Genomic DNA, 23,188 nt, shown 5'->3' on the forward strand with positions numbered 1-23,188 from the left:
CGTGCTGATCGTCGCGATGCGTCGCGCCCGGCGACTGATCGTCCTCGTCGCGGGAATTGCGTTATTGCTGAGCGGATGCGGATTTCCCGGATTGGAGGAGGCCCCGCCGACCTCGGTCGCGCCGACGACCACTACGCCACCGGCGGCCCCCGAGGGTGCGCGGCAACTCGTCACCGTGACGGTGGCCTCGGCCAAGAGCACCAGCGGCACGCTGCAGGCCTGGGACCATCATGGTGACGGCTGGACCAGTGTGCTCGGCGTGGTGCCGGTGCGGGTGGGCGTCGCCGGGGTGGGCCCGACCCATGAGGGACTCGACCGCACGCCGATCGGGACGTTCGGGCTGCCCTCGGCATTCGGGCGGTTGCCGAATCCGGGCAGCCGGATGCCGTATCGGCAGGTGGGCGAGAGCGATTGGTGGGTCAGCGATTCCGCGAGCGCGGACTACAACACCTATCAGCACTGTGCGCGGGGAAGTTGCCCGTTCGACGAGCGCGTGGGGGAGAACCTGGGCGATGCGGGCGACAGCTACGACTACGCGGTGGTGATCGGATACAACACCGATCATCCGGCGCCGGGCGCGGGATCGGCGTTCTTCGTGCACGTCGACGCGGGCGAGTCGTCGGAGGGGTGTGTGGAGGTGCCGCGCGCGTCGATGGTCGCGCTGCTGCGCTGGCTCGATCCCGCGCGCACACCGGCAATCAGCATCGGCTACACCTGATCGAGTCGTCCACGCAGTAGCCTGCAGCCATGAGCTTCGTCATCGACGGTTCGTTCACGTGCTATCTCATGCCCGCTGATCACGACGAGGCCCGGCAGCGGTTCCTCGATCTGGTCGCCGGACCCGGCGAGACCTGGATCATCGCCTACGGATTCACCCTGCCCGGCGCGATCGATGAGCTGATCACCGCTCATGGCAAAGGCGTGCTGCTGCATCTGTACCTCGATCACACCCAGTCCGCGGGCGCGACCGAACGGCCGCTGATCCAGCGACTGGTCGATGCCGGGATCGAGGTGACCATCGGGACCAGTACCGCGGGAGCCAAATACATCTGCCACACCAAGGGTTTCGTCACCGACGCCACCCCGGGGCCGCAATGCTGGGAGGGTTCGGTCAACTTCAGCACCAGCGGCTGGCTGCAGGTCAACACCGCCATGCAGTTCTCCTCGCAGCCCTGGCGGGATCATTTCGTGGCCCAGTTCAATACGCTGGTCGCCTATGCCTGGCGCGAGGAGCGCAAGCTGCAGCTGATGCCCGAACCGCCCGTGGGCTACGCCGCGACCGGCACACCGATGCTGCCGCTGTCGGTGTAGGAAGGCGGTATGCGACATCCGGCCGAACCGATCCTCAACGCGCTGACCTTCTTCCCCGAGCGGCAGATCACGCTGACCCCGCAGCGGTACGGCCTGGACTATGAGGATCTGTACTTCACCGCCGCCGACGGCACCCGGATCAACGGATGGTTCGTGCGATCGCGAAATCCCTTCGCGCACATCCTGTACGCGCACGGCAACGGGGGCAATATCGGCGACCGCAGCCCGATACTCGCGCTGCTCGCGGAGGCCGGATTCGATGTGCTGGTCTTCGACTATCGTGGCTTCGGCCGCAGCGCGGGCCGTCCCGGCGAACGCGGTATGTACCTCGACGCCCGCGCGGCCCGCCAGGCCCTGCTCGATCGATCCGGCGTCGACCCGAATCGCGTTCTGTACCTGGGTAAGTCGCTTGGGGGAGCGGTGCTGATCGAATTGGCCACCGCCCATCCGCCGGCCGGGCTGATCCTCATGTCCACCTTCACCGGACTGCGCGACGCCGCCCGCGCGGTCTATCCGTTGCTGCCGAAACCCTTCGTCCCCAATGCCTTTCCCAGTCTGAGCCGCCTGCGCACGGTGGAGGTTCCGGCGCTGATCATGCACGGCGACGACGATGAACTGCTGCCGGTACGCATGGGGCACGAGCTGTATCGGGCCGCGCCCGGACCCAAACAGCTCGAGATCTATCCGGGCGGGCGCCACAACGATCTGGTGCTGTCCCCGGACTGGGCCCCGACCGTCGCGCGGTGGGCGCGCACGGTCCTGCCCGATGCGTAGCCTGGATACATGTCTGATGTCAGCGATATGTCGGCACTGCTCGCGGCCCTGACCGACGAGGATCTGCTGGCGGTGGTCGTGACGGCCACCACCGCGCGGCCGGGCCTCGAGCAGTTACATCTCGTGGCGGTCGAGCTGTCCGCGCACGCCGGTCATATCACGCTGGATCCCGATGTGAGTTCGGCCACGAGTGCGCCCGGCGTCGCGGCCCCCGGCTCGACGCCCGCCGCGTTCGGGCAGGTAGCCCCCGTTTCTGGGGTACCCATACCGTCGACGGGTATCGGCGGGGTAACCGGTTATACACCCGGCGGAGTCCCTACTTTCGAGTCAGTTCGCGATAAGGTCGAGCAGCGCTTCGGCACCGCACAGGGAATGGGCGAACTCGATCGCCAGACACCGGCGGGCCGCAGTGCCGACGAACAGTGGCAGGCGCGGGAGAAGGCCGCGCGCGACCGCCTGGACGAGATTCGGAATTCGATGCGGCGCAACGATTCCGGCTAGCCGGCGGTCCGGACAGAACTGAGGGAACTCGATGACCGAGCCGCGGGAGATCGCCGAGCGACTGCTCGATGCCCAGGTGGACTTCCTCCTCGCGGAGGTGTCCGGTGAGCGCTTCGCCGAGGTGGTGGCCCGCGATGCGGAGGCGGTGATCGGCGTGGCCGACACCATCGTCTTCCGCGATGTGGTGCGGCTCGACCAGGCCAAGCAGACCGTCCGCAAGGTGGTCGACCGCGGCGGGGCGAGCCCGCTGCTGGAGGATCTGATCGGCGTGCTGTCGGACTCCCTCTACGAACATATCGCCGCCAACGCCGATTACACCCTCGGCGACGTGGTGGACCGAGAGCCGGTGGAGGCACTGCTCGAGAAGATCCTCGGCATGTACGGCACCCAGGAGCGACTGCTCGATCGGCTGAGCGAGGCGCCCACCGCCGGTCCGGTCGCCGCCAAGTTCACCGATATGTTGATCGATGACATCCTCGAGGCCAACAAGAAGCTCGCCGGCAAGGTGCCCGGGGTGAATTCGCTGATGTCGCTGGGGCAGACGGCGGTGAAGTCCGCGCGTAAGGCCGCCGAGGGCAGCCGCGTCGGCGATCTCGCCGCCAAGGGCACGCTGTACGCGCTCAAGCGGGTCACCAACGCCATCCGCGAGACGCTGCGCGGGGCGCCGGTACACGGTGCGGCCATGGAGTTCTGGGATCTGCATTCCGGTGAGCCGGTCAGCGGCCTGCGCGACTATCTGAGCAAGACCGATCTGCGCGAGCTGGTGCTGCTGGTGCACGAGATCGTGAAGACCACGCGCAACAAGGAATACGTCGGCCTGCTGCTCGACGAGGCCGTGGAGGTGTTCTTCGGCAAGTACGGCGATCACACCCTGGCCGGACTGCTGCCGGAACTGAATGTGACCGCCGACGACCTCGCCGAGGAGATCCTGCGCTACGGCCCCGCCGTCGTCGAGGCCGCCAAGCGAAACGGTGTGCTGGCCAAGCTGATTCGCGAGCGACTGGAGCCGTTCTACCTCTCGGATCAGGTGCTGGGCATCCTCGCCGCGGCCGAGTAGCTCAGTCCGCGATCGCGAAGGCGTCGATCTCCACCAGCATCTCCTCGCGGGGCAGGCCGGTGAAAACCGTTGTGCGGCTGGGCAGGACGCCGCCGGCGGTGTGGGCCTCGACGAACTTGCCGTAGGCCTCGTTCATGATCGGGAAGTCCTCGCGCTTGGTGAGGTACACCCGCAGCATCACCACATCCTCGAAACTCGCGCCGGACGCCTCCACGATGGCCTTGACGTTCTCGAGGGTGCGGGTGGTCTGGGCGGCCACATCGCCGGGGTAGAGGTATTCGCTGGTGACAGGGTCGACCGGCCCCTGACCGGAGACCTGCACGAACGGCCCCTTGCGCACACCCTGGGAGAAGGTATGCGCGGGCGCGGGGGCGGCGGTGGTGCGGACGGCGATCTTCTCAGTCATGGACGGCCTTTCGGGGATCGGGGTTCGGGCTCCAGCCCAGTGCGGTGGAGACGGTGTCGGCGGTCGCGCGCAGGCGCGGCAGCAGGCCCAGGACCTGCTCGTGGTCGAGGAGCAGATCGGGCACCGAGACCGACAGCGCGGCGATCACCGTGCCGGTGCCGTTGCGCACCGGCACGCCGATGCAGTTGACGAAGCTCTCGTGCTCCTCGTGATCTTCGGCGAAGCCTTGGGCCACAACGGCTTCCAGCTCCGCCACATACCGTTCCGGGCCGCGGATGGTGCGCTCGGTGAACGGGTGGTAGTCGATCTTCTCGGCGATGGTGCGCCACTGCCCGCGCGGCTGCGCCGCGACGAGCACCTTGCCCACGGCCGTGCAATGCAGCGGCGCGGGCCGCCCGACGCGCGAATACATCCGCACGCTCTGGATGGCGTCGAGCTTATCGATGTAGATCGCCTCGCCGGATTCGTAGGTGGCCAGATGGACGGTCTGGCCGGTGGCGACGTTGAGCGCCTCGAGATGCGGCCGGGCGACCGTGCGCACGTCGCGGCGCTCCAGTGAGCGATTGGCCAGCTCGAACAGCCGTGCCCCCAGGGTGTATCGGTGATCGCTGCCGTGGGTGACGAACCGCTGCGCCTCCATGGTCTGCAGCAGGCGCAGCACCGTCGACTTGTGCACTCCCAGCTGGGTCGCCAGTTGATCCAATGTCCTTGCGTCCTCACCGAGTTCGGTGAGGATGATCAAGGCGCGCTGCAGGCTCTGACTCATGCCTCCGCCTCGCTGGCGCTCGGCTCCGGCATGAGCCAGGGCACGCTGTGCTTGATGATTCGCTCGCTGCGCTCACTCATGCCTCCGCCTCGCTGGCGCTCGGCTCCGGCATGAGCCAGGGCACGCTGTGCTCGATGATTCGCTCGCTGCGCTCACTCATGGAATTCCCTTCACGACGCCACATCCCGCGTGGCGACCGCGCCGTAGTGTATCCGTGCCCAGGCCGAAGGCGTTGCCGCAGCATGGGATTCGAGCCGGTCGAGCGGGGGCAGTTCGGCGACGTCGCCGGTGCCGGTGAGGGCGGCGGCCGCGCACAGATGGCCGAAGCGCAGCAGTTGTTCGTGCGGGCGGTCGTGCAGCAGGGCGGCGAGGTAGCCGCCCGCGAACGCGTCACCCGCGCCGATCGCCTCGGTGACCTCGAGCCGCAGCGCCGGGACCTCCACCCAGGTGTCGCCGCGGAAGCCGGTGACCGAATGGCCGTTGTTCTTGACCACCAGATGCCGGGGCTCGGGAAACATCTCCCGCAGCCGGGCCGGATCGCCGGTGCCGAAGACCTCCTCGGCCTCGTCGGCGCCGACGAAGGCCACATCGGCGCGGCGCAGGTGCGCGGCCAGGATGTCGGCCGCGGATTCGGGACGCCGAATCCACAGTGCCGGACGGTAATTCAGGTCGAAGCCGATCAGCCGGTCGTGGCGGGGCAGGCCCAGCAGCGCCTCGGTGAGTTCGGTGGCCGAGGGCGACAGCGCGGTGGTGATGCCGGTGAAGTGGATCAACCGGCACTGATCGAGCGGGCCCGCGGCGGCGATGAGATCGGCCGGGGACAGCGCGCTGGCGGCGGATCCGGCGCGGTAGTACAGCATCCGGCTGGCCCCGGCCGCCAGATCGGTGGGGCCGCCGGAACCGCCGCCGCGCTCCTTGACATACAGCCCGGTCGGGCGGGTCGGATCGACGTAGACCGCGCCCGTGTCGACGCCGCGCTCGGTCAGGTGGCGCACCAGATAGCGGCCGAAGCCGTCGTCACCGACCCGCGAGATCCAGGTGGTGTCGATGCCGAGCTGGGTGAGCACGGTCGCCACATTCGCCTCCGCGCCGCCCGCGGTGCGCTCGAAGGCGGGGGAGTCCTCCAGCGGGCCCGGGCGGGCGACCAGAACGGCCAGTCCCTCGCCGACGGTTACCGCGCGCGGCCGGGTCGGCGTAGGGCGGGTCACACGAATCTCCTTGGAATGCTTGCGGGTATCGGTCGTCCTGTGCAGAATAACCACAGCAAACACTGTATGCAACAGGTGTTGCAGAATGTGCAATAGCCGAAAGACATGGCGGCAGTATCGGAGAGGAGTTCCGTGACCATCGACAGTGGCGAGAACGTCGAGCGGGCGGGTCGCATCGATACGGCCGCGGTGGCGGCGCTCGGTGATCGGATCATCGGGCCCGAACACAAGGCGCTGCCCCCGGCCGCCTGGGGACTCACGGTGCGCGAATTCCTCGCTACCGCACCACATCTGGACGATCTGCAGACCCCGGTGCTCACCCTCGACCGCGGCGCGCTGGATGGGAACCTTGCCGTGCTGGCCGATTGGGTCGCCGCGGCGGGCGTGCGGCTGGCCCCGCACGGTAAGACCACGATGGCCCCGCAGCTGTGGGCCGAACAGCTGGCGGCCGGCGCCTGGGCGATCACGGTGGCCACCGGCTGGCAGGCGCAGGTGGCGCGGTCGTTCGGGGTGAATCGGATCGTGCTGGCCAACGCGTTCGTCGATCCGGCCGGATTGCGCTGGGCCGCGGGCGAATCGGCGCTGGATCCGGACTTCGAACTGATCAGCTGGGTCGACAGCGTCGAGACCGTGGCGGCGATGGAGCGGCACCTGGCCGATGCGCCCGACGGGGTGCGGCTGCCGGTGCTGGTGGAACTGGGTGGGCCGCACGGGCGTACGGGCGCCCGCGGTGTCGACGCGGCCCTCGCGGTGGCCGAGGCGGTGCGCGGATCCGGGCGGCTGGAGCTGGCCGGTGCCGGCGGTTACGAGGGCGTGTTCGCCCACGACCGCGCCACCGAATCCCTTGCCGCAGTGCATGATTACCTGAACGAGCTGACGCGGTTACATCGGTTGCTGATCGGCGCCTACGAGCGCCGCGCCATCGTCTCCGCGGGCGGCAGCGCCTACCCCGACCTGGTGGTGGAGCATCTCGCACCCCTCGCGGACGAACAAGGGGCACACGGCATTCCGACCACCGTCGTGCTGCGGTCGGGGGCCTACATCATCCACGACGACGGCTTCTACTCGGGCATCACGCCCCTGCCCGGCCTCCGCTCGGCCATGCACGCCTGGGCCCGCGTCCTGTCCCACCCCGAACCCGCCCTGGCCCTGCTCGACGCGGGCAAGCGGGACCTGCCGTTCGATGAGGGACTGCCGGTACCGCAACGCCTTTCGGGAGCCGGAGGTGAGGTGCCGCCTGGCGCGCAGGTGTCAGCGCTGGCCGACCAGCACACCTTCCTCCGGCTCCCGGCGTCCCCGTCCGGCGAATCCGCCTCCCTCGAGTTCAGCGGATCCGCTTCTGTCCCCGGCGGATCCGTTTCCCAGCCCGGCGGTTCCGTTTCTGCTTCCAGCGAATCCGCTTTCCAGCCCGACGATTCCTTTTCTGCCTCCGGCGAATCCGTTTCCCAGCCCGGCGGTTCCGCTTCCCCCTCCAGCGGTTCCGCCTCCCCCGGTTCCCCGTCCGGGCGCCCTCAGGGCGCCCGGACGGGGATCGCCGTGGGGGATATCGTCCGGTTGGGACTGTCGCATCCCTGTACGGCCATGGACAAGTGGCGGCTGGTTCCCGTGATCGACGATGCCGATGCCGAGCGGCCCCGGGTCGTCGATCTTGTCCACACCTTCTTCTGATTCGACGGAATATCATGAGCAACATGCTGTTTCGGGGCATCGACATCGTCGACGGCACCGGTGACCCACGCTATCGCGGCGATGTCGTGGTGACCGACGGGCGCATCACCGAGATCGCGGCGCCGGGTGCGATCGCGGGGGCCGAGCGGGTGTTCGAGGGCGACAATCTGGTGCTGGCACCGGGTTTCATCGATATGCACGCGCATTCGGATCTGCATCTGCTCACCGATCCCGGGCATTTCCCGAAGATCAGTCAGGGCGTCACCACCGAGGTGATCGGGCAGGACGGGCTGTCCTACGCACCCGTGGACGAGGCCACCCTGGCCGTGCTGCGCCGCCAGATCGCCGGGTGGAACGGCAATCCCGCCGATCTGGACTTCTCCTGGCGCACGGTCGGCGACTACCTCGACCGGCTCGACGCGGGTATCACCCCCAATGCCGCGTATCTGGTGCCCCAGGGCACGCTGCGCCTGCTGGTCATCGGCGCCGACCAGCGCCCGGCGACGACGGCCGAGATCGACCGCATGCGTGAGCTGCTGGCGCAGGGCCTGGCCGAGGGTGCGGTCGGCATGTCCAGCGGACTGACCTATCCGCCCGGAATGTACGCCGACACAGCCGAATTGGCGGCACTGTGCGAGGTGGTCGCCGAGGCGGGCGGCTTCTACGCGCCGCATCACCGCTCCTACGGCGCGGGCGCGCTCGAGGCGTATGCCGAGATGATCGAGCTGGCCCGGCGCACCGGCTGCCCGGTCCATCTCACCCACGCCACCATGAACTTCGATCCGAACCGCGGTCGCGCACCGGAACTGCTCGCGCTGATCGATACCGCACTCGCCGACGGCTGCGATATCAGCCTGGACACCTATCCGTATCTGCCCGGTTCGACGACGCTGTCGGCGCTGCTGCCGAGTTGGGCGATGTCGGGCGGGCCCGATGCCGCGCTGGCCCGCCTCGACGATCCGGGCTCGCGCGCGCGAATCGCGTTGGACGTCACCGTGAAAGGCTCCGACGGCTGCCACGGCGTGACCGTGGACTGGAACACCATTCAGATCAGCGGCGTCGCCCACCGCGAACTCGACCGCCACGTGGGCCATACCGTCGCCGATATCGCCCTCGACGAGGGCCTGCCCCCGGTCGAGGTGTTCTTCGACCTGCTGCGGCGCGACGAACTGGGCACCACGATCCTGCAGCACGTCGGCCACGAGGAGAATGTGCGCGCCATCATGCGCCACTCCCGGCATATGGGCGGCAGCGATGGGCTGCTGGTCGGGGAGCGGCCGCATCCGCGGGCATGGGGCACCTTCCCGCGCTACCTCGGTCATTACGTGCGCGAACTCGGTGTGCTCGGACTCGAGGAGTGCGTACATCACCTCACCGGCCGGCCCGCGCGGCGTCTGCGGCTGCGCGGGCGCGGGCTGGTCCTGCCCGGTTATGTCGCCGATCTGGTGGTCTTCGATCCCGCCGGTGTCATCGACACCGCGACCTTCGAGAATCCGAAACGCCAAGCGCGCGGCATCGTGCACGTGCTGGTCAACGGCGAATTCGCGATCGAGAACGGCACACCCACCGGCCGCCTGGCCGGAGGCGCACTGCGCTTGGACCCCCTACGGAAGGAAACCCGGTGACCACCGCCCTGGACGTGATTCGTGCCGACCGCGTGCTGACCGTGGTGCGCGCGCCACGCATCCCGGATCCGCGGGCGCTGGCCGATGCGCTCGCCGAATCCGGAATCCGCTGTGTCGAACTGACATTCACCACACCCGACGTCCTCGACGCGCTGCGCCGGGCGAGCGAATCGGAGCGGGCGGTCCTCGGCGTCGGGACTGTGCTGACCGGCGAGCAGGCCGCGGCCGCCATCGGCAGCGGCGCGCGCTTCCTGGTCACCCCGGGCATCCGAGCCGAGGTCGCGCGGGAGGCGGCCAGGCACGACATTCCGGTCGTCATGGGCGCTTTCACCCCGAGCGAGGTGCTCGCCGCGCTCGATCTCGGTGCGGCCGCGGTGAAGATCTTCCCCGCCCGGGCGCTGGGGCCCGGCTATCTGAAGGATCTGCGTGGCCCGTTCCCGGATACGGCGTTCATCCCGTCCGGCGGCGTCAACGCGGGCAATGCCGCGGAGTTTCTCGCCCATGGCGCAGTGGCGGTCACCGCCGGCACCGACGTCGTGGCGCCCACGGATGTCGCCGAGGGCCGATGGGCCGATATCGCCTCGCGCGCGGCATCTTTCGTTCGATCCATGCAGTGATTCGTTCCATGAAGTGAATTGAGGTAGACAATGGAGTCCGCCGTCGACTGGCTGCGCACCAGCACACCGGGACTACTGGTGTTGTGCGGCCTGGCCATCGCCGTATTGCTCGCGGCCATCATCCGGTTCAAGCTCGAGCCCTTCGTGGCGCTGCTGCTGACCGGGCTGGCCCTGGCGCTGGCGGCCGGACTTCCGGTCTCCACGATCGTGGGTACCGCGCTGAAATCCGGTGACTCCCTGCTGGAAACGGGGTTCGGCGGGATTCTCGGGCATATCGCGGTGATCATCGGCCTGGGCACCGTGCTCGGCGCCATCCTCGAACGATCCGGCGGTGCGGACGTTCTCACCGAACGCCTGCTGAACCTGTTCGGGCCCAAGGGCGCTCCGGTCGCGATGGGACTGGTGGGCCTGATCTTCGGCATTCCGGTGTTCTTCGATATCGGCATCTTCGTACTCGCGCCGCTGATCTACGTGGCCGCCCAGCGCGGCGGTCGCTCGCTGGTGCTCTACGCCCTGCCGATGGTGGCCGGGCTGTCCATGACGCATGCGTTCCTGCCGCCGCATCCGGGTCCGGTATCGCTGGGCGGGCTGCTGGGGGTGAGCCTGGGCTGGCTGATCCTGATGGGATTGGTCTGCGGGCTACCGGGATTCGTGGTCGCGGGCATCGTGTGGGGCAGCTTCATCGGTAAGCGGATCCAGGTCGAGGTGCCCGCGGAGTTCCTGGTCCGCCCCGAACCCGCGGCCCTCGCCGACGGTTCCGGCGCGCCCGCGGAATCGGTTGCGACGCTGGAGAAGTCGCCGCCCTCGGCCTCGCTGATCGGCCTCATCATCGCCATCCCGCTGGTGCTGATCCTCGGCGCCACCTTCGGAAGTCAGTTGCTGGACAAGAGTTCCCGGCTGCTGCAGGTGCTGACGTTCCTCGGCACACCCGCCGTGGCGCTGCTCATCGCCGTGCTGGTGGCGTTCTACGTGCTGGGCCTGCGCCGCGGATCGACGGTGCAGGAGCTGAGCACCATCACCGCCGAATCGCTGCGCCCCGTGGGCATGCTACTGCTGGTGATCGGCGCGGGCGCGTTCTTCGGCAAGGTCATCTCGGCCACCGGCGTCGGAAACGCCCTGGCGCACACCATGTCCGAGGCGGGCCTGCCCGTCATCGTCCTGGCCTATCTGATCAGCTGCGGGCTGCGCATCGCCCAGGGCTCGGCCACGGTCGCCATCGTCACCACCGGCGGCATCGTCGCCCCGCTGCTGCCCGGCCACGACTACTCCCAGCTCGCGCTGGCCCTGATCGCCATGGCCATCGCCGCGGGGTCGATCATCCTCAGCCATGTCAACGACGGCGGCTTCTGGATGATCTCGAAGTTCTTCAACCTCACCGTCAAACAGACCCTGCAGACCTGGTCGGTCCTGGAGACCATCCTGTCGGTGGTCAGCTTCGCGGTCGCGGCGGTGCTGTTCGCGATCCTGACCTGAGCACCCGGCCCCGCCCCGAATCAACGCTCCCCGAGCTCGTAGATACGTGCTCGGGGAGCGTTGGTCATCGACGATGCCCGGCTATGCGGACTGCGACAGCGACTCCAAGATCTTCAACAGAAACATGAACGTGGACGAGCCGGTGCCGAGTCCGGCATCCGCCAGCGTTATATACAGGGATTGCATTTCACCCCCTATGTGACCAGTGTGTCGAACTGCTATAGATTCGTTCGGAAATACTAGATCACGGGAAGTGAGCTACGCCATAGTCACACTAGTGTGATGTAGATCACGTGTAGATCTCGATGATCTTGTCGGCGGCGTGCTGTAGACACGGTCCGTCGGCTGGAACTCAAACTCCTCTTTAACCCGCACCCTCGGTGCCGACGGGGATGGATTTCCCGCTTATCTGGGTTCATCGAGAGTTGTGTTGCGGGGCAATGTGTTTCGTCGAATCCCTCGGATACGTCATTCGCCGAGGTAGACCGGCCATATTGCTAGATCATCAAAACTCGAGACAGGCCACAAGGCTATATCATATCATAATTAATTCTGGACGGAAGCGTATTTATGCTATTCGACAATGCCGACTGGTATGGAAACTCTCCAGTATATCGGAGCTTTCCACCGTAATGCACACCGTTTGAAGCCGGTCTCCTGCGCGAGAATAGTCAGGTCCTGGCCATTGCTGCGGCGAAGCTGTTGTCCATAGCCTTTTAGTCGACAGTCCAGTTCAATTGGCTGTCGCGTTGCTCATTCGATTCATTGTCGCGTTCCGCATGAGGACATAAGGAGTACGCAATGCTCAGCAAACTATTCGTCGCGCGCGTCGCACTAGCCGCGGTCAGTTGTGCGGCGGCCACGGTCGCTGTCGGTGTCGGCCCGGCGCAGGCCGCCGCCGGCTCGACCACCGTCAGCCCCGCCGGAGCCTCCGTCTCGGGCACCAACCAGGGTCCGATCGTCTTCACGGCAGGCCCCGTGACCGTCACCTGCAATACCGTCACCACCTCCGGTTCCGTGCCCGCGGCGCCGAACAACCAGAACCCCAGCGGCTCGGTGTCGGTGCAGATCGCGGCGCCGACCATCAGCGACTGCTCGACCAACCTGCCCGGCGCCCTCAGTGCCACCGTCACGACCTCCGGCACCTGGGGAGTCTCGGTGCAGAACGGGTCGCCGATCGTCGGTAATCTGCTGGCTCCCGCCGGTGGAGTGACGCTGCAGACCAGTGGCGCGCTGTCCTGCACCGCCGTGCTCTCGCCGGATTCGCCCGCCACGGTGGCCGGTACCTTCACCAATGGCAACCCCTCGACGGTGACGGCCACCGATGTCACGGTGCCGGTCAAGATCACCGGCGACGCCGCCTGCCCGAGTCCCGCGACGGCAACGACATCGGCCACCTTCGCGTTGAACAACACCACCGACCCGTCGACCCCGATCACCGTCAGCTCGTAGCTCCCGTCCGGCGCGCCGCCAACCGGTCCGGTGGTCGCGCAACAGATCACGAGGCCAACCACAGAGCCCGCGTACAGAACGCGGGCTCTTCCTCTGTGGCATGAGCCCGAGGGTTCGCGCGCTACGAACTCGTGATCGGTGATTCGGTGACCAGCGACTGGATCTGCGCATAGGAAGGAATCGGCGACGGAATCGGCGCGCCGTCGCGGATGGCACGGGCGGTGTCCACCGTGGTGGCGAGCGCGGCACGGAACAGCAGGCCGCCGGTGCTGACCCGGCGGACGCCCAGGGTCGCGAGTTCGGGCACCGTGGGCCCGTCGGGGAGCTGTAGCACGTTCAGCGGCAGCTCGAAAGTCGCGGTGAGACGGCGGATCTCGTCGGTATTGTGGATGCCGGGGACGAAAAGCCCGTCGGCTCCGGCCGTTTCGTAGTGGCGGAGGCGATGGGAGGTGGACCCGTGGTCGAGATCCAGCCAGTAGGTGTCGGTGCGGGCATTGACGAACAGGCCCGGGGCGCGGGACTTGATCGCGGCGATGAGGTCGGCCTGTTCGGCCGGATCGGCCAGCGCCGGGCCCGGGCGGCCGTCCTCGAGGTTGATTCCGGCCACGCCCATGGCCGACAGCGTGACCGCCAGGTCCGCGACCTCATCCGGATCGGTGCTGAAACCCGCCTCGATGTCGATGGTGATCGGCACCGGCAGGCGCACGAGACGCCGTGCCAGCGTGAGGGTTTCGTCGCGGGCGACTCCGGCGGCGTCGGGCAGTCCGGCCGCGGCCGAGACACCCAGGCTGGTGGTGCCGATCGCCGGGAAGCCCGCGGCGACCAGGGCGGCGGCCGAGCTGTAATCCCAGGCGTTCGGCAGTACGAGAGGGTGCTCGCCGTGATGCAGGCGGCGGAACAGGGTCGAGGTGTCGGACATGACACGACCGTACGAGCACGACGCTTCGGCGGTGGCCGAAGTGTCGATCACCGCGTCGATCACCGCCTGTTCACGAGGCCGTCGCCCACCCAACTATGTATGAGCTTGCACGATCGTGCATAATCATCACATGTTGGAAAGCGCGAGTGGGCCCGCGTTGCGGGTCGCGGTGGCCGGTGCGAGCGGATACGCGGGCGGTGAGGTGCTGCGCCTGCTGCTACAGCATCCGGCCTACCGATCCGGGCGCCTCGAGATCGGGGCGCTGACCGGCGGATCCAATGCTGGTACCGCGCTCGGGGAACTGCAACCCCACCTGCTACCCCTAGCCGATCGGGTACTCGACGAGACGACCCCGCAGACCCTCGCCGGACACGATGTGGTCTTCCTCGGCCTGCCGCACGGGCAGTCCGCGGCCATCGCGCGGGCCCTGCCCGAATCCACGGTTGTCATCGACTGCGGCGCCGACTTCCGGCTCACCGACGCGGCCGCCTGGGAGAAGTACTACAAGAGCCCGCACGCGGGCAGCTGGCCCTACGGCCTGCCCGAACTCCCCGGTGGCCGCGATCGGCTGCGCGGCGCGACTCGCATCGCGGTGCCGGGCTGCTATCCCACGGTCTCGAGCCTCGCACTGGCCCCGGCGATCGCCGCGGGAATCGTGGAGCCGCGCGTGAATATCGTTGCGGTGAGCGGAACCTCGGGCGCGGGCCGCAAGCTCGATGTGGGCCTGCTCGGGTCGGAGGTGATGGGCTCGGCGCGCGCGTACGGCATCGCGGGCGCGCACCGGCATACCCCGGAGATCATCCAGAACCTTTCCGCGGTGGGCGATTCCGCGGTCGAGGTCTCCTTCACCCCGGTGCTCGCGCCGATGTCGCGCGGCATCCTCGCCACCTGCACCGCTCCGGTTCGAGTGGACGCCGCCGGGGCCCGCGCGGTATACGAAAAGGCGTACGCCGACGAACCTTTCGTGCATCTGCTGCCCGAAGGCGTTCTACCGCAGACGGGTTCGGTGCTCGGCTCCAATGCCGTCACCCTGCAGGTCGCGGTGGACGCCGATGCCGGACTGCTGGTGGTGATCGGTGCGATCGACAATCTGACCAAGGGCACCGCGGGCGGCGCGGTGCAGTCCATGAATCTGGCGCTCGGCTTCGACGAGACCGCCGGACTTTCCACCGTAGGAGTGGCACCGTGACATCCACCGACGTCACCGGCGGCAAACTGGTCCGCAAACAGGGCGTGACCGCACCGCTGGGCTTCCGCGCGGCGGGCATTACCGCCGGCATCAAGGTCAGCGGAAGACCCGATCTGGCACTGGTTTTCAGCGAGGGGCCGGAGTATTCGGCGGCGGGTGTGTTCACCCGCAACAAGGTCAAGGCCGCGCCCGTGCTGTGGTCGCTGCAGGTGCTCGCGAGCGGGCAGGTGCGCGCGGTCATCCTCAATTCCGGTGGCGCCAACGCCTGTACGGGCCCGGTCGGGTTCCAGGACACCCACGCCACCGCCGAGGAGCTGGCGAAGGCGTTGAGCAACTGGGGAACCGAGACCGGAGCCGGTGAGATCGCCGTCTGCTCAACGGGTTTGATCGGCGACCGGCTGCCCATGGACAAGCTGCTGCCCGCGGTCACCGAGATCGTGCGCGAGATGGGCGGCGGGCTGTCCGGCGGTACCGACGCCGCGCACGCCATCATGACCACCGATACCGTGCCCAAGGAGGTCGCGTTCCATCACCGCGACAAGTGGAACGTCGGCGGTATGGCCAAGGGCGCGGGCATGATGGCCCCGTCGCTGGCGACGATGCTGGTGGTGCTCACCACCGATGCGGTCGCCACGCCCGAACAGCTGGATCACGCGCTGCGCAACGCGACTCGCCTGACCTTCGACCGGCTCGACGTCGACGGCTCCTGCTCTACCAACGACACCGTGCTGCTGCTGGCCAACGGAGCCAGCGAGGTCGCGCCGTCGCAGGAGGATCTCGACGCGGCCGTGCTCGCGGTGTGCGACGATCTGGCCGCGCAGCTGATGGCCGATGCCGAGGGCGTCACCAAGCGGGTGCTGATCACCGTGACCGGTGCGGCCGACGAGGACGAGGCGCTGATCGGGGCCCGCGCGGTGGCGCGCGATTCGCTGGTCAAGACCGCGCTGTTCGGTTCGGATCCGAACTGGGGCCGGGTGCTGGCCGCCGTCGGCATCGCGCCGATCACGCTGGAGCCGGACCGAATCTCGGTGTCGTTCAACGGAAATCCGGTCTGCGTGAACGGGATGGGTGCGCCCGGGGCGCGCGAGGTCGACCTGTCGGGCGTCGATATACACGTGGAGATCTCGCTCGGACTGGGCGAGGGCGCGGCGACCATCCGCACCACCGATCTGTCACACGGGTACGTGGAAGAGAACTCGGCGTACAGCTCATGATGGTGCCGGCGATCGACAAGGCGCATGTGCTCGCCGATGCGCTGCCGTGGCTGCAGCGGTTCAGCGGCAAGATCGTGGTCGTCAAGTACGGCGGCAACGCCATGATCGACAAGGATCTCCAGACCGCCTTCGCCGCCGATATGGCATTCCTGCGCACGGTCGGCGTGCGTCCGGTGGTCGTGCACGGCGGCGGCCCGCAGATCACCGCGATGCTCGACAAGCTCGGCCTGCAAGGCGAATTCCGCGGCGGCTTCCGGGTCACCACGCCCGAGGTGATGGATGTCGTGCGGATGGTGCTGTTCGGCCGGGTCGGCCGCGAACTGGTCGGCCTGATCAACAAGCACGGCCCCTATGCCGTGGGCATCTCCGGTGAGGACGCGCAGCTGTTCACCGCGACCCGCCGCACCGTCCTCGTCGACGGCGAGGCGACCGATATCGGTCTGGTCGGCGACGTCACCACCGTGAATCCCGATGCGGTGCACGATCTCATCGCCGCCGGGCGCATTCCGGTGGTCTCGACCATCGCGCCCGACGCCGACGGCGTGGTGCACAACATCAACGCCGATACCGCCGCCGCGGCGCTGGCCGAGGCCATCGGCGCGGAGAAACTGGTGGTGCTCACCGACGTCGAGGGCCTCTATACCGATTGGCCCGATCGCTCGTCGCTGACCACGCGCATCGATACCGACGCGCTGGCCACGCTGCTTCCTCGCCTCGACGCGGGCATGGTGCCCAAGATGGAGGCGTGCATGCGCGCGGTGGAGGGCGGTGTCCCCACCGCACACGTGATCGACGGCCGGGTGCCGCATGCCGTATTGCTGGAAATGTTCACCGGGGAAGGCATCGGAACGATGGTGACCCCCGCCGAGTCAGGAAGTGCCTCATGAGTACCGAAGAGCTGCAGCAGCGGTGGTCGGCCGCGCTGATGAACAACTACGGCACCCCCAAGGTGGCGCTGGTGCGCGGCGAGGGCGCGGTGGTCCACGACGCCGACGGCAAGCGTTATGTCGATTTCCTCGGCGGGATCGCGGTCAACATCCTGGGCCATGCCCATCCCGCGATCATCGAGGCGGTGACCCAGCAGCTGAGCACCCTCGGGCATACGTCGAATCTGTATGCCAACGAGCGGACCATCGAACTGGCCGAGCGATTGCTGGCGCATTTCGGTGACGGGCACGGCCGCGCGTTCTTCTGCAATTCCGGCACCGAGGCCAACGAGGCGGCGTTCAAGATCTCGCGGCTGACCGGCCGGACCAAGATCGTTGCCTGCGAGGAGGCCTTCCACGGCCGGACCATGGGTTCGCTCGCGCTGACCGGACAGGCGTCCAAGCGTGAGCCGTTCGATCCGATGCCGCCCGGTGTGGTGCATGTGCCCTACGGCGATGCCGACGCACTGGCGGCCGTGGTCGACGACGAGACCGCGGCGGTGTTCCTGGAGCCGATCATGGGGGAGGGCGGTGTGGTCGTGCCGCCCGCCGACTATCTGGTCCGGGCGCGGGCGATCACCGCCGAGCACGGCGCGCTGCTGGTCCTCGACGAGGTGCAGACCGGTATCGGCCGCACCGGCCACTTCTACGCCCATCAGGCCGCGGGCATCGTGCCCGACATCATCACTCTGGCAAAGGGTCTCGGCGGCGGGCTGCCGATCGGCGCGGTGCTCGCACAGGGCCGGGCGGCCGAGCTGCTCACTCCGGGCCTGCACGGCACCACCTTCGGCGGCAATCCGGTCTGCGCCGCGGCCGCGCTGGCGGTGCTGCGGACCATCGACGAGACCGGGCTGCTCGAGCACGTGCAGAGCCTGGGCAAGACGCTCGTCGACGGTATCGCCGAGCTCGGACATCCGCTGATCGATCAGGTGCGCGGCGCGGGCCTGCTCATCGGAGTCCAACTGACACAGGATGTTTCGCAGCACGTGGAGGCCGCCGCGCGGGAGGCGGGCTATCTGGTGAATCCGGCCAAGCCGAATGTGCTGCGGCTCGCGCCGCCGCTGATCCTCAGCGAGGAGCAGGCCGACGGCTTCGTGACCGACCTACCGGGCATCCTGGATGCCGCCGCGGCGCGAGCGATGGGCCCGGAGGAGGCAGCTCGCGTAACCACGCAGGGCCCCGGGAGTGCCGCCATTGATACAGCGAAGGGAACTCAGTGACCATTCGGCACTTCCTCCGAGACGATGATCTGTCCCCGGCCGAGCAGCTCGAAGTCCTCACGCTCGCAGCGGAATTGAAGGCGGCGCCGTTCTCGCGGCGCCCGCTGGAAGGGCCGCGCGGGGTCGGGGTGATCTTCGAGAAGAACTCCACCCGCACCCGATTCTCGTTCGAGATGGGCATCGCGCAGCTGGGCGGGCATGCGGTCGTCGTCGACGGCCGCGACACCCAGCTCGGGCGTGAGGAGACCCTCGCCGATACCGGGCGGGTGCTGTCGCGGTATGTGGACGCGGTCGTGTGGCGCACCTTCGAGCAGTATCGGCTCGACGAGATGTCCTCGGCCGCAACGGTTCCGGTGGTCAATGCGCTGTCCAACGAATTCCATCCCTGCCAGGTGCTCGCCGATCTGCAGACGCTGCGCGAGCACAAGGGCGATCTGCGCGGGCGCAGCCTGACCTACCTCGGCGACGGCGCGAACAACATGGCGCATTCGCTGCTGCTGGGCGGGGTGACGGCCGGGATGAACGTGACCGTCGCCGCGCCGGCGGGTTTCGAGCCCTACGAGTGGGTGGTCGAGGCCGCGCGCAAGCGCGCCGCGGAAACCGGTGCGACCGTCCATATCACCGACGATCCGATCGCCGCGGCCACCGACGCCGACGCGCTGGCCACCGACGCCTGGACCTCGATGGGTCAGGAGAACGACGGCCGCGACCGCGTCGCCCCCTTCCGCCCGTTCCGGATCGACGGCGACCTGCTGGCCCACGCGGCCTCGGATGCCGTTGTGCTGCACTGCCTTCCGGCCCACCGCGGCGAGGAGATCACCGACGAGGTGATCGACGGCCCGCACAGCGTGGTCTGGGACGAGGCGGAGAACCGCCTGCACGCCCAGAAGGCGCTGCTGGTCTGGTTATTGGCCAAACGGGCGGAGGCGGTGTGAGCGCCGCCGACACCTCCAAACCCGGCCCCGCGATCGCCCGCACCCGCGCGGGCCGCCAGCAACGCATCGTGGAACTGTTGTCCTCCAACGCGGTCCGCAGCCAGACCGAACTGGCCGCCCTCCTGGCCGCCGAGGGTATCGAAACCACCCAGGCGACCCTGTCCCGCGACCTGGACGAACTGGGCGCGGTCAAGCTGCGCGCGGCAGACGGCGGCGCGGGCATCTACGTAGTCCCCGAGGACGGCAGCCCCGTCCGCGGCGTCACCGGCGGCACCGCCCGCCTCTCCAAACTCCTGGGCGACCTCCTGGTATCGACCGACCACAGCGGCAACATCGCGGTCCTGCGCACCCCGCCCGGCGCGGCCCACTTCCTGGCGAGCGCGCTGGATCGTGCGGCTTTGCATGAGATCGTCGGCACCATCGCGGGTGACGACACGATCGCCGTCATCGCCCGCGAGCCGCTGACCGGGGCCGAATTGGCCGCCAAGATCGAGGAACTCGCCTGAGCGGAGGCGGGTAAGGGGTGAATCGTCAAGCCGGGCGGCAGGTTTGGCGCATGTGGCCGATGCCCTCGATGTCGAGTTCGACGGTGTCGCCCGGGCGTAGGTAGGGGAAGCGGCCGGAGAGGGCGACGCCCTCGGGGGTGCCTGTGTTGACGAGGTCGCCGGGCTCGAGGACCGCGAATTGGGATAGGTGCCAGATCAGGTAGGGCACGTCGAAGATCAGGTCGGCGGTGGTGGAGTTCTGGCGGGGGTCGCCGTTGACGAATGAGCGTAGGCGTAGGTTCTTCGGGTTCAGGTGGTTCGTGGGGATCAGGGAGGGGCCCAGTGGGTTGAAGGTTTCGCAGCATTTGCCCTTGGACCATTGGCCGCCGGAGCGGTCCAGCTGGAAGTGGCGTTCGGAGACGTCGTTGGAGATGGTGTATCCCGCAATGTGGTTCATCGCCTCGTCGGGGGAGTTCAGGTAGCGGGCCCGGCGGCCGATCACCACGGCCAGTTCCACCTCCCAGTCGGTGCGTTCGGAGCCACGGGGGATGAGGATGTCGTCGTGGGGGCCGACGATCGTATTGGGGGTCTTGAAGAATACGACCGGTTCGGTGGGTGGCTTCGCGCCGGATTCGGCGGCGTGGGCGGCGTAGTTCATGCCGATGCACCAGATCGCTTGGGGGCGTGCGATCGGAGGGCCGATGCGCAGGCCGGTGGTGTCGACCGCGGTCAGCCGGTTGGCGGCCAGTGCGGTCGCTGTTGCCGAAATGCCCTCGGTGGCAAGGAATTCGCCGTCGATGTCGCGCGTCAAGGGTGACAGGTCGAAGCTCCGGCCGTCGGCGATGACGATCGGTCGTTCGGCGCCGATCGGGCCGATCCGCTGGAACTTCACGGACGCTCTCCTTCGTCTCGGGGGATTCGGTAGATCCGGGATGCGGTCTCGCCCAGGACGGCCGCGCGCTCGTCGCCCGTCAAGTCCGACAGGGTGCCCAGAGTCGCCTGCCACACAGTCGAATACGACGCCGCGGTCAGGGTGAACGGCCAATCACCGCCCACCATCAGACGATTCGGCCCGAACACCGTCAGCGCGTGGTCCACATACGGTTGCCAGCCCGCGGCGGTGTGGCCGGACGCGGAAACCGTTGCCAGGCCGGAGATCTTGGCGACCACATTCGGCTGGGATGCCGCGTCGGTCAGCAGATCCGCCCACGGCTGCCATCCGCCCACGGCGATCGGCGGTTTGCCCAGATGGTCGAGCACCACCGTCAGCGACGGATGGGCGGCCGCGATCAACGGAACCTGGGCCAGCAGGTCGGGGCATTCGGCCACCGCGTCGAAGCTCAGCCCGGCCCGCGCCAGCAGGTCCAGGCTCTCCGAAACCTCGGTCCGCAGTAGCCATTTCGGATCCGGATCGCGATGGATCATATGCCGCACCCCGGCCAGGGGCCATCGATCCAGTTCGTCGGCCACCTCGCCGGGCCGGTGCAGCGGCAGCCAGCCCACCACCGCCGCCGGGCGCGGGGCGTGCGCGGCGGCGTCGAGCAGGGCGGCGTTCTCGGCGAGGGAATCGGAGGCCTGCACCAGCACCAGCGCGTCCACTCCCTGTGTGTCGAGCCGGGGCGCGAGATCGTCGAGTGTGTAAGTCCGGAACAAGACCTCCGATGTCTCACTGAGCCAATCGTATTCCACCTGGAACTTCTCACCGGTGATGTCCCAAACATGGACATGTGCGTCTACAGTCATCGGAGGCATGGGTTCACATCCTGGAAAGCGAAGGAACGGGATTGTCGGTCACCGACGATGCGATAGCGAAGATCAAGACGATGATCGTATCCGGCGATCTGACGCCGGGTTCCCGGCTGCCGAGGGAGGCCGATCTCGCGGCCGAACTGGGTGTCTCGCGTAATTCGCTGCGGGAGGCGGTGCGGGCGCTGTCGCTGGTGCGCATCCTGGACGTGCGCCAGGGCGACGGCACGTATGTGGCCAGCCTGGAACCGAATTCGCTGCTGGACGCGATGAGCTTCCTGCTGGAATTCCACCAGGACGATTCCGTGCTGGAGGTCCTCGGGGTGCGCCGCATCCTGGAGCCGGCCGCCACCGCACTGGCCGCGCAGCGTATGACCGATGCCGAACTGGCCCAGCTGCGTACCCTCGTCGCACCCGACAGCGCCTCGGTCACCGATCTGGTGGCGCTGGATCTGAACTTCCACGCCGCCATCGGCGCCGCGTGCGGCAACAAGGTGCTCGCCTCGCTGCTGGATTCGCTGTCCATGCCCACCACGCGGGCGCGGATCTGGCGCGGTGTCACCGAGGAGAGCGCGTTCGAGCGGACCGTCGCCGAGCACCGCGGCATCTGTGACGCCATCGCCGCGCGCGATCCGGATCTGGCCCATGCGCGGGCGCTGGCGCATGTCGCGGGCGTGATGGAGTGGCTGGCGCGCGCCGCCGCCTGAGCTCACCACAGCGCCCGCTCGGTCAGCTCGCGCCAGAGTTCCTCCGGCACAGCGATATCCAGCATGGCGAGGCTGTCCTCGACCTCTTCGGGAGTGCCGGCCCCGAGCACCACGCCGGCGACCGCGGGGTGGCGGGCCGGGAACCGCAGGGCGACCGCGCGCAGCGGCACCCCATGGTCGGCGCAGATCCGTTGCATCGATCGCGCGCGGGCGAGCACCGCGGGTTCGGCGGTCCGGTAATCGAAGGTGGTGCGGTGCACCGGATCCGCCAGCACGCCGCTGTTGAACACCCCGGCGACCAGGACCCGGATGCCGCGGCGCGCGCATTCGGGCAGCAGTTCGTGTTCGGCGCGCCGATCCAGCAGGGTGTAGCGCCCGGCGATGAGCAGATGAGCTATCGGCGCCTCGCGGACGAACCGCAGTGCGGCCCCGACATCGTTGACGCCCAACCCGATTCCCGCCGCCACGCCCTGGGCTCGCAGCCGCTCCAGCTCCGGCATCGCCTCGTCGAGCGCGGCGCGCATATGGGCCTCGGGATCGTGGATCAGCAACGTATCGACCCGGTCCAGACCGAGCCGGTGCAGCGACTCCTCGAGCGATCGGCGCACGCCCGTCGCCGAATAGTCCCGCCGCCGTGACCGTTTCGGCGCGCCGTAGAAGCAGTCGACACCGTCGGGTGCGTCCGGATCGTCGTAGAGCAGGCGGCCGACCTTGGTGGAGATCGTGAAATCGCCCCGGTTCCGGTCGCGCAGGAACCGGCCCAGGCGCTCCTCGCTCAGGCCCGCACCGTAATGCGGGGCGGTGTCGAAGGCGCGAATCCCGTTCTGCCATGCGGTATCGAGCACCTCACGCGCGGCGGCCTCGCGCACGGGCCGATACAACCCGGCGAAGCCCGCGCCGCCGAGCACGACGGCGGTATCGCCCGGCGGCGGGGTCGTGACGGCGCACCGGTCACGCGCCTCACGCATCGGGAAGCCGTTCCGCTCGCA

General features: G+C 68.3%; 23 protein-coding genes and 1 pseudogene. 17 read left to right on the forward strand and 7 right to left on the reverse strand.

Annotated elements, in window-relative coordinates; all coding sequences use genetic code 11:
- Nucleotide 1 precedes the first annotated feature (1 nt).
- Genes ACIA76_RS34670 through ACIA76_RS34690 form a run of 5 tightly spaced genes read left to right on the forward strand, consistent with a single transcriptional unit; the run spans nt 2 to nt 3,643 of the window.
- Nucleotides 2-718: a L,D-transpeptidase family protein gene (locus ACIA76_RS34670; protein ID WP_397158125.1), complete on the forward strand. Its 717-nt coding sequence runs from the start codon at nt 2-4 to the stop codon at nt 716-718.
- 29 nt (nt 719-747) lie between these two features.
- Nucleotides 748-1,311 carry a phospholipase D-like domain-containing protein gene (locus ACIA76_RS34675; RefSeq protein ID WP_397158127.1) on the forward strand — a complete coding sequence of 188 codons (564 nt, stop codon included), beginning with the start codon at nt 748-750 and terminating at the stop codon, nt 1,309-1,311.
- 9 nt (nt 1,312-1,320) lie between these two features.
- Nucleotides 1,321-2,085, forward strand: coding sequence for an alpha/beta hydrolase (locus tag ACIA76_RS34680; protein WP_397158129.1), 765 nt, complete (start codon nt 1,321-1,323; stop codon nt 2,083-2,085).
- 9 nt (nt 2,086-2,094) lie between these two features.
- Nucleotides 2,095-2,586, forward strand: a complete 492-nt coding sequence (locus ACIA76_RS34685; RefSeq protein WP_397158131.1) for a hypothetical protein — start codon at nt 2,095-2,097, stop codon at nt 2,584-2,586.
- 31 nt (nt 2,587-2,617) lie between these two features.
- A complete protein-coding gene (locus tag ACIA76_RS34690; protein ID WP_397158133.1) occupies nt 2,618-3,643 on the forward strand; it encodes a hypothetical protein in 1,026 nt (341 codons plus the stop codon).
- Nucleotide 3,644: 1 nt separating this feature from the next.
- Here the strand turns inward: ACIA76_RS34690 and ACIA76_RS34695 are convergent, their stop codons facing one another.
- The 3 genes from ACIA76_RS34695 to ACIA76_RS34705 all read right to left on the reverse strand — a co-directional run bounded on the left by ACIA76_RS34695 (nt 3,645) and on the right by ACIA76_RS34705 (nt 6,023).
- On the reverse strand, nt 3,645-4,049 hold the full coding sequence (locus ACIA76_RS34695) for a RidA family protein (protein ID WP_397158135.1): 405 nt from the start codon (nt 4,047-4,049) through the stop codon (nt 3,645-3,647).
- On the reverse strand, nt 4,042-4,815 hold the full coding sequence (locus ACIA76_RS34700; RefSeq protein ID WP_397158137.1) for an IclR family transcriptional regulator: 774 nt from the start codon (nt 4,813-4,815) through the stop codon (nt 4,042-4,044). The genes ACIA76_RS34695 and ACIA76_RS34700 overlap by 8 nt, the downstream gene beginning before the upstream one ends.
- A 170-nt stretch (nt 4,816-4,985) precedes the next feature.
- Complete coding sequence (locus tag ACIA76_RS34705) at nt 4,986-6,023, reverse strand: sugar kinase (protein WP_397158139.1); 1,038 nt, start codon at nt 6,021-6,023, stop codon at nt 4,986-4,988.
- A gap of 132 nt (nt 6,024-6,155) precedes the next feature.
- Here ACIA76_RS34705 and ACIA76_RS34710 point away from each other — a divergent pair, with 132 nt between their 5' ends.
- The 5 genes from ACIA76_RS34710 to ACIA76_RS34730 all read left to right on the forward strand — a co-directional run bounded on the left by ACIA76_RS34710 (nt 6,156) and on the right by ACIA76_RS34730 (nt 12,858).
- Nucleotides 6,156-7,691: an amino acid deaminase gene (locus ACIA76_RS34710; RefSeq protein WP_397158140.1), complete on the forward strand. Its 1,536-nt coding sequence runs from the start codon at nt 6,156-6,158 to the stop codon at nt 7,689-7,691.
- Between the two features lie 14 nt (nt 7,692-7,705).
- Complete coding sequence (locus ACIA76_RS34715) at nt 7,706-9,316, forward strand: amidohydrolase family protein (protein WP_397158142.1); 1,611 nt, start codon at nt 7,706-7,708, stop codon at nt 9,314-9,316.
- Nucleotides 9,313-9,933, forward strand: a complete 621-nt coding sequence (locus ACIA76_RS34720) for a bifunctional 4-hydroxy-2-oxoglutarate aldolase/2-dehydro-3-deoxy-phosphogluconate aldolase (RefSeq protein ID WP_397158144.1) — start codon at nt 9,313-9,315, stop codon at nt 9,931-9,933. The genes ACIA76_RS34715 and ACIA76_RS34720 overlap by 4 nt, the downstream gene beginning before the upstream one ends.
- Nucleotides 9,934-9,963: 30 nt before the next feature.
- On the forward strand, nt 9,964-11,406 hold the full coding sequence (locus ACIA76_RS34725) for a GntP family permease (RefSeq protein ID WP_397158146.1): 1,443 nt from the start codon (nt 9,964-9,966) through the stop codon (nt 11,404-11,406).
- An 801-nt stretch (nt 11,407-12,207) separates the two neighbouring features.
- Nucleotides 12,208-12,858, forward strand: a complete 651-nt coding sequence (locus ACIA76_RS34730) for a hypothetical protein (protein WP_397158148.1) — start codon at nt 12,208-12,210, stop codon at nt 12,856-12,858.
- 121 nt (nt 12,859-12,979) lie between these two features.
- Here the strand turns inward: ACIA76_RS34730 and ACIA76_RS34735 are convergent, their stop codons facing one another.
- Nucleotides 12,980-13,777, reverse strand: a complete 798-nt coding sequence (locus ACIA76_RS34735; protein WP_397158150.1) for an isocitrate lyase/phosphoenolpyruvate mutase family protein — start codon at nt 13,775-13,777, stop codon at nt 12,980-12,982.
- Between the two features lie 130 nt (nt 13,778-13,907).
- Here ACIA76_RS34735 and argC point away from each other — a divergent pair, with 130 nt between their 5' ends.
- From argC to ACIA76_RS34765, 6 genes and pseudogenes are all read left to right on the forward strand, one after another.
- Complete coding sequence (gene argC / locus ACIA76_RS34740; RefSeq protein ID WP_397158152.1) at nt 13,908-14,966, forward strand: N-acetyl-gamma-glutamyl-phosphate reductase; 1,059 nt, start codon at nt 13,908-13,910, stop codon at nt 14,964-14,966.
- A complete protein-coding gene (gene argJ, locus ACIA76_RS34745; protein WP_397158154.1) occupies nt 14,963-16,180 on the forward strand; it encodes a bifunctional glutamate N-acetyltransferase/amino-acid acetyltransferase ArgJ in 1,218 nt (405 codons plus the stop codon). The genes argC and argJ overlap by 4 nt, the downstream gene beginning before the upstream one ends.
- Entirely contained in the window at nt 16,177-17,067 is an 891-nt protein-coding gene (argB, locus tag ACIA76_RS34750; RefSeq protein WP_397158156.1) for an acetylglutamate kinase, read from the forward strand. The genes argJ and argB overlap by 4 nt, the downstream gene beginning before the upstream one ends.
- Nucleotides 17,064-18,245, forward strand: a pseudogene (locus ACIA76_RS34755) (acetylornithine transaminase); the annotation flags it as partial. The gene argB and the pseudogene ACIA76_RS34755, both read left to right, overlap by 4 nt.
- A gap of 77 nt (nt 18,246-18,322) precedes the next feature.
- Entirely contained in the window at nt 18,323-19,261 is a 939-nt protein-coding gene (gene argF, locus ACIA76_RS34760; protein WP_397158158.1) for an ornithine carbamoyltransferase, read from the forward strand.
- The gene (locus ACIA76_RS34765) at nt 19,258-19,767 is read left to right on the forward strand and encodes an arginine repressor (protein ID WP_397158160.1); all 510 of its coding nucleotides are present in this window, start codon (nt 19,258-19,260) and stop codon (nt 19,765-19,767) included. The genes argF and ACIA76_RS34765 overlap by 4 nt, the downstream gene beginning before the upstream one ends.
- Before the next feature lie 25 nt (nt 19,768-19,792).
- On the opposite strand, the gene ACIA76_RS34770 is transcribed toward ACIA76_RS34765, so the two are convergent.
- Nucleotides 19,793-20,638, reverse strand: coding sequence for a fumarylacetoacetate hydrolase family protein (locus tag ACIA76_RS34770; protein ID WP_397158162.1), 846 nt, complete (start codon nt 20,636-20,638; stop codon nt 19,793-19,795).
- Nucleotides 20,635-21,489: an amidohydrolase family protein gene (locus ACIA76_RS34775; RefSeq protein WP_397158164.1), complete on the reverse strand. Its 855-nt coding sequence runs from the start codon at nt 21,487-21,489 to the stop codon at nt 20,635-20,637. The genes ACIA76_RS34770 and ACIA76_RS34775 overlap by 4 nt, the downstream gene beginning before the upstream one ends.
- A gap of 41 nt (nt 21,490-21,530) precedes the next feature.
- On the opposite strand from ACIA76_RS34775, the gene ACIA76_RS34780 reads away from it, so the two are divergent.
- Nucleotides 21,531-22,199: a FadR/GntR family transcriptional regulator gene (locus ACIA76_RS34780; RefSeq protein WP_397158166.1), complete on the forward strand. Its 669-nt coding sequence runs from the start codon at nt 21,531-21,533 to the stop codon at nt 22,197-22,199.
- A 2-nt stretch (nt 22,200-22,201) separates the two neighbouring features.
- Here the strand turns inward: ACIA76_RS34780 and ACIA76_RS34785 are convergent, their stop codons facing one another.
- Entirely contained in the window at nt 22,202-23,167 is a 966-nt protein-coding gene (locus ACIA76_RS34785; protein ID WP_397158168.1) for an aldo/keto reductase, read from the reverse strand.
- Nucleotides 23,168-23,188: the final 21 nt, after the last annotated feature.

The organism is Nocardia sp. NPDC051570, assembly GCF_044454005.1.
Taxonomy (GTDB): Bacteria; Actinomycetota; Actinomycetes; order Mycobacteriales; family Mycobacteriaceae; genus Nocardia.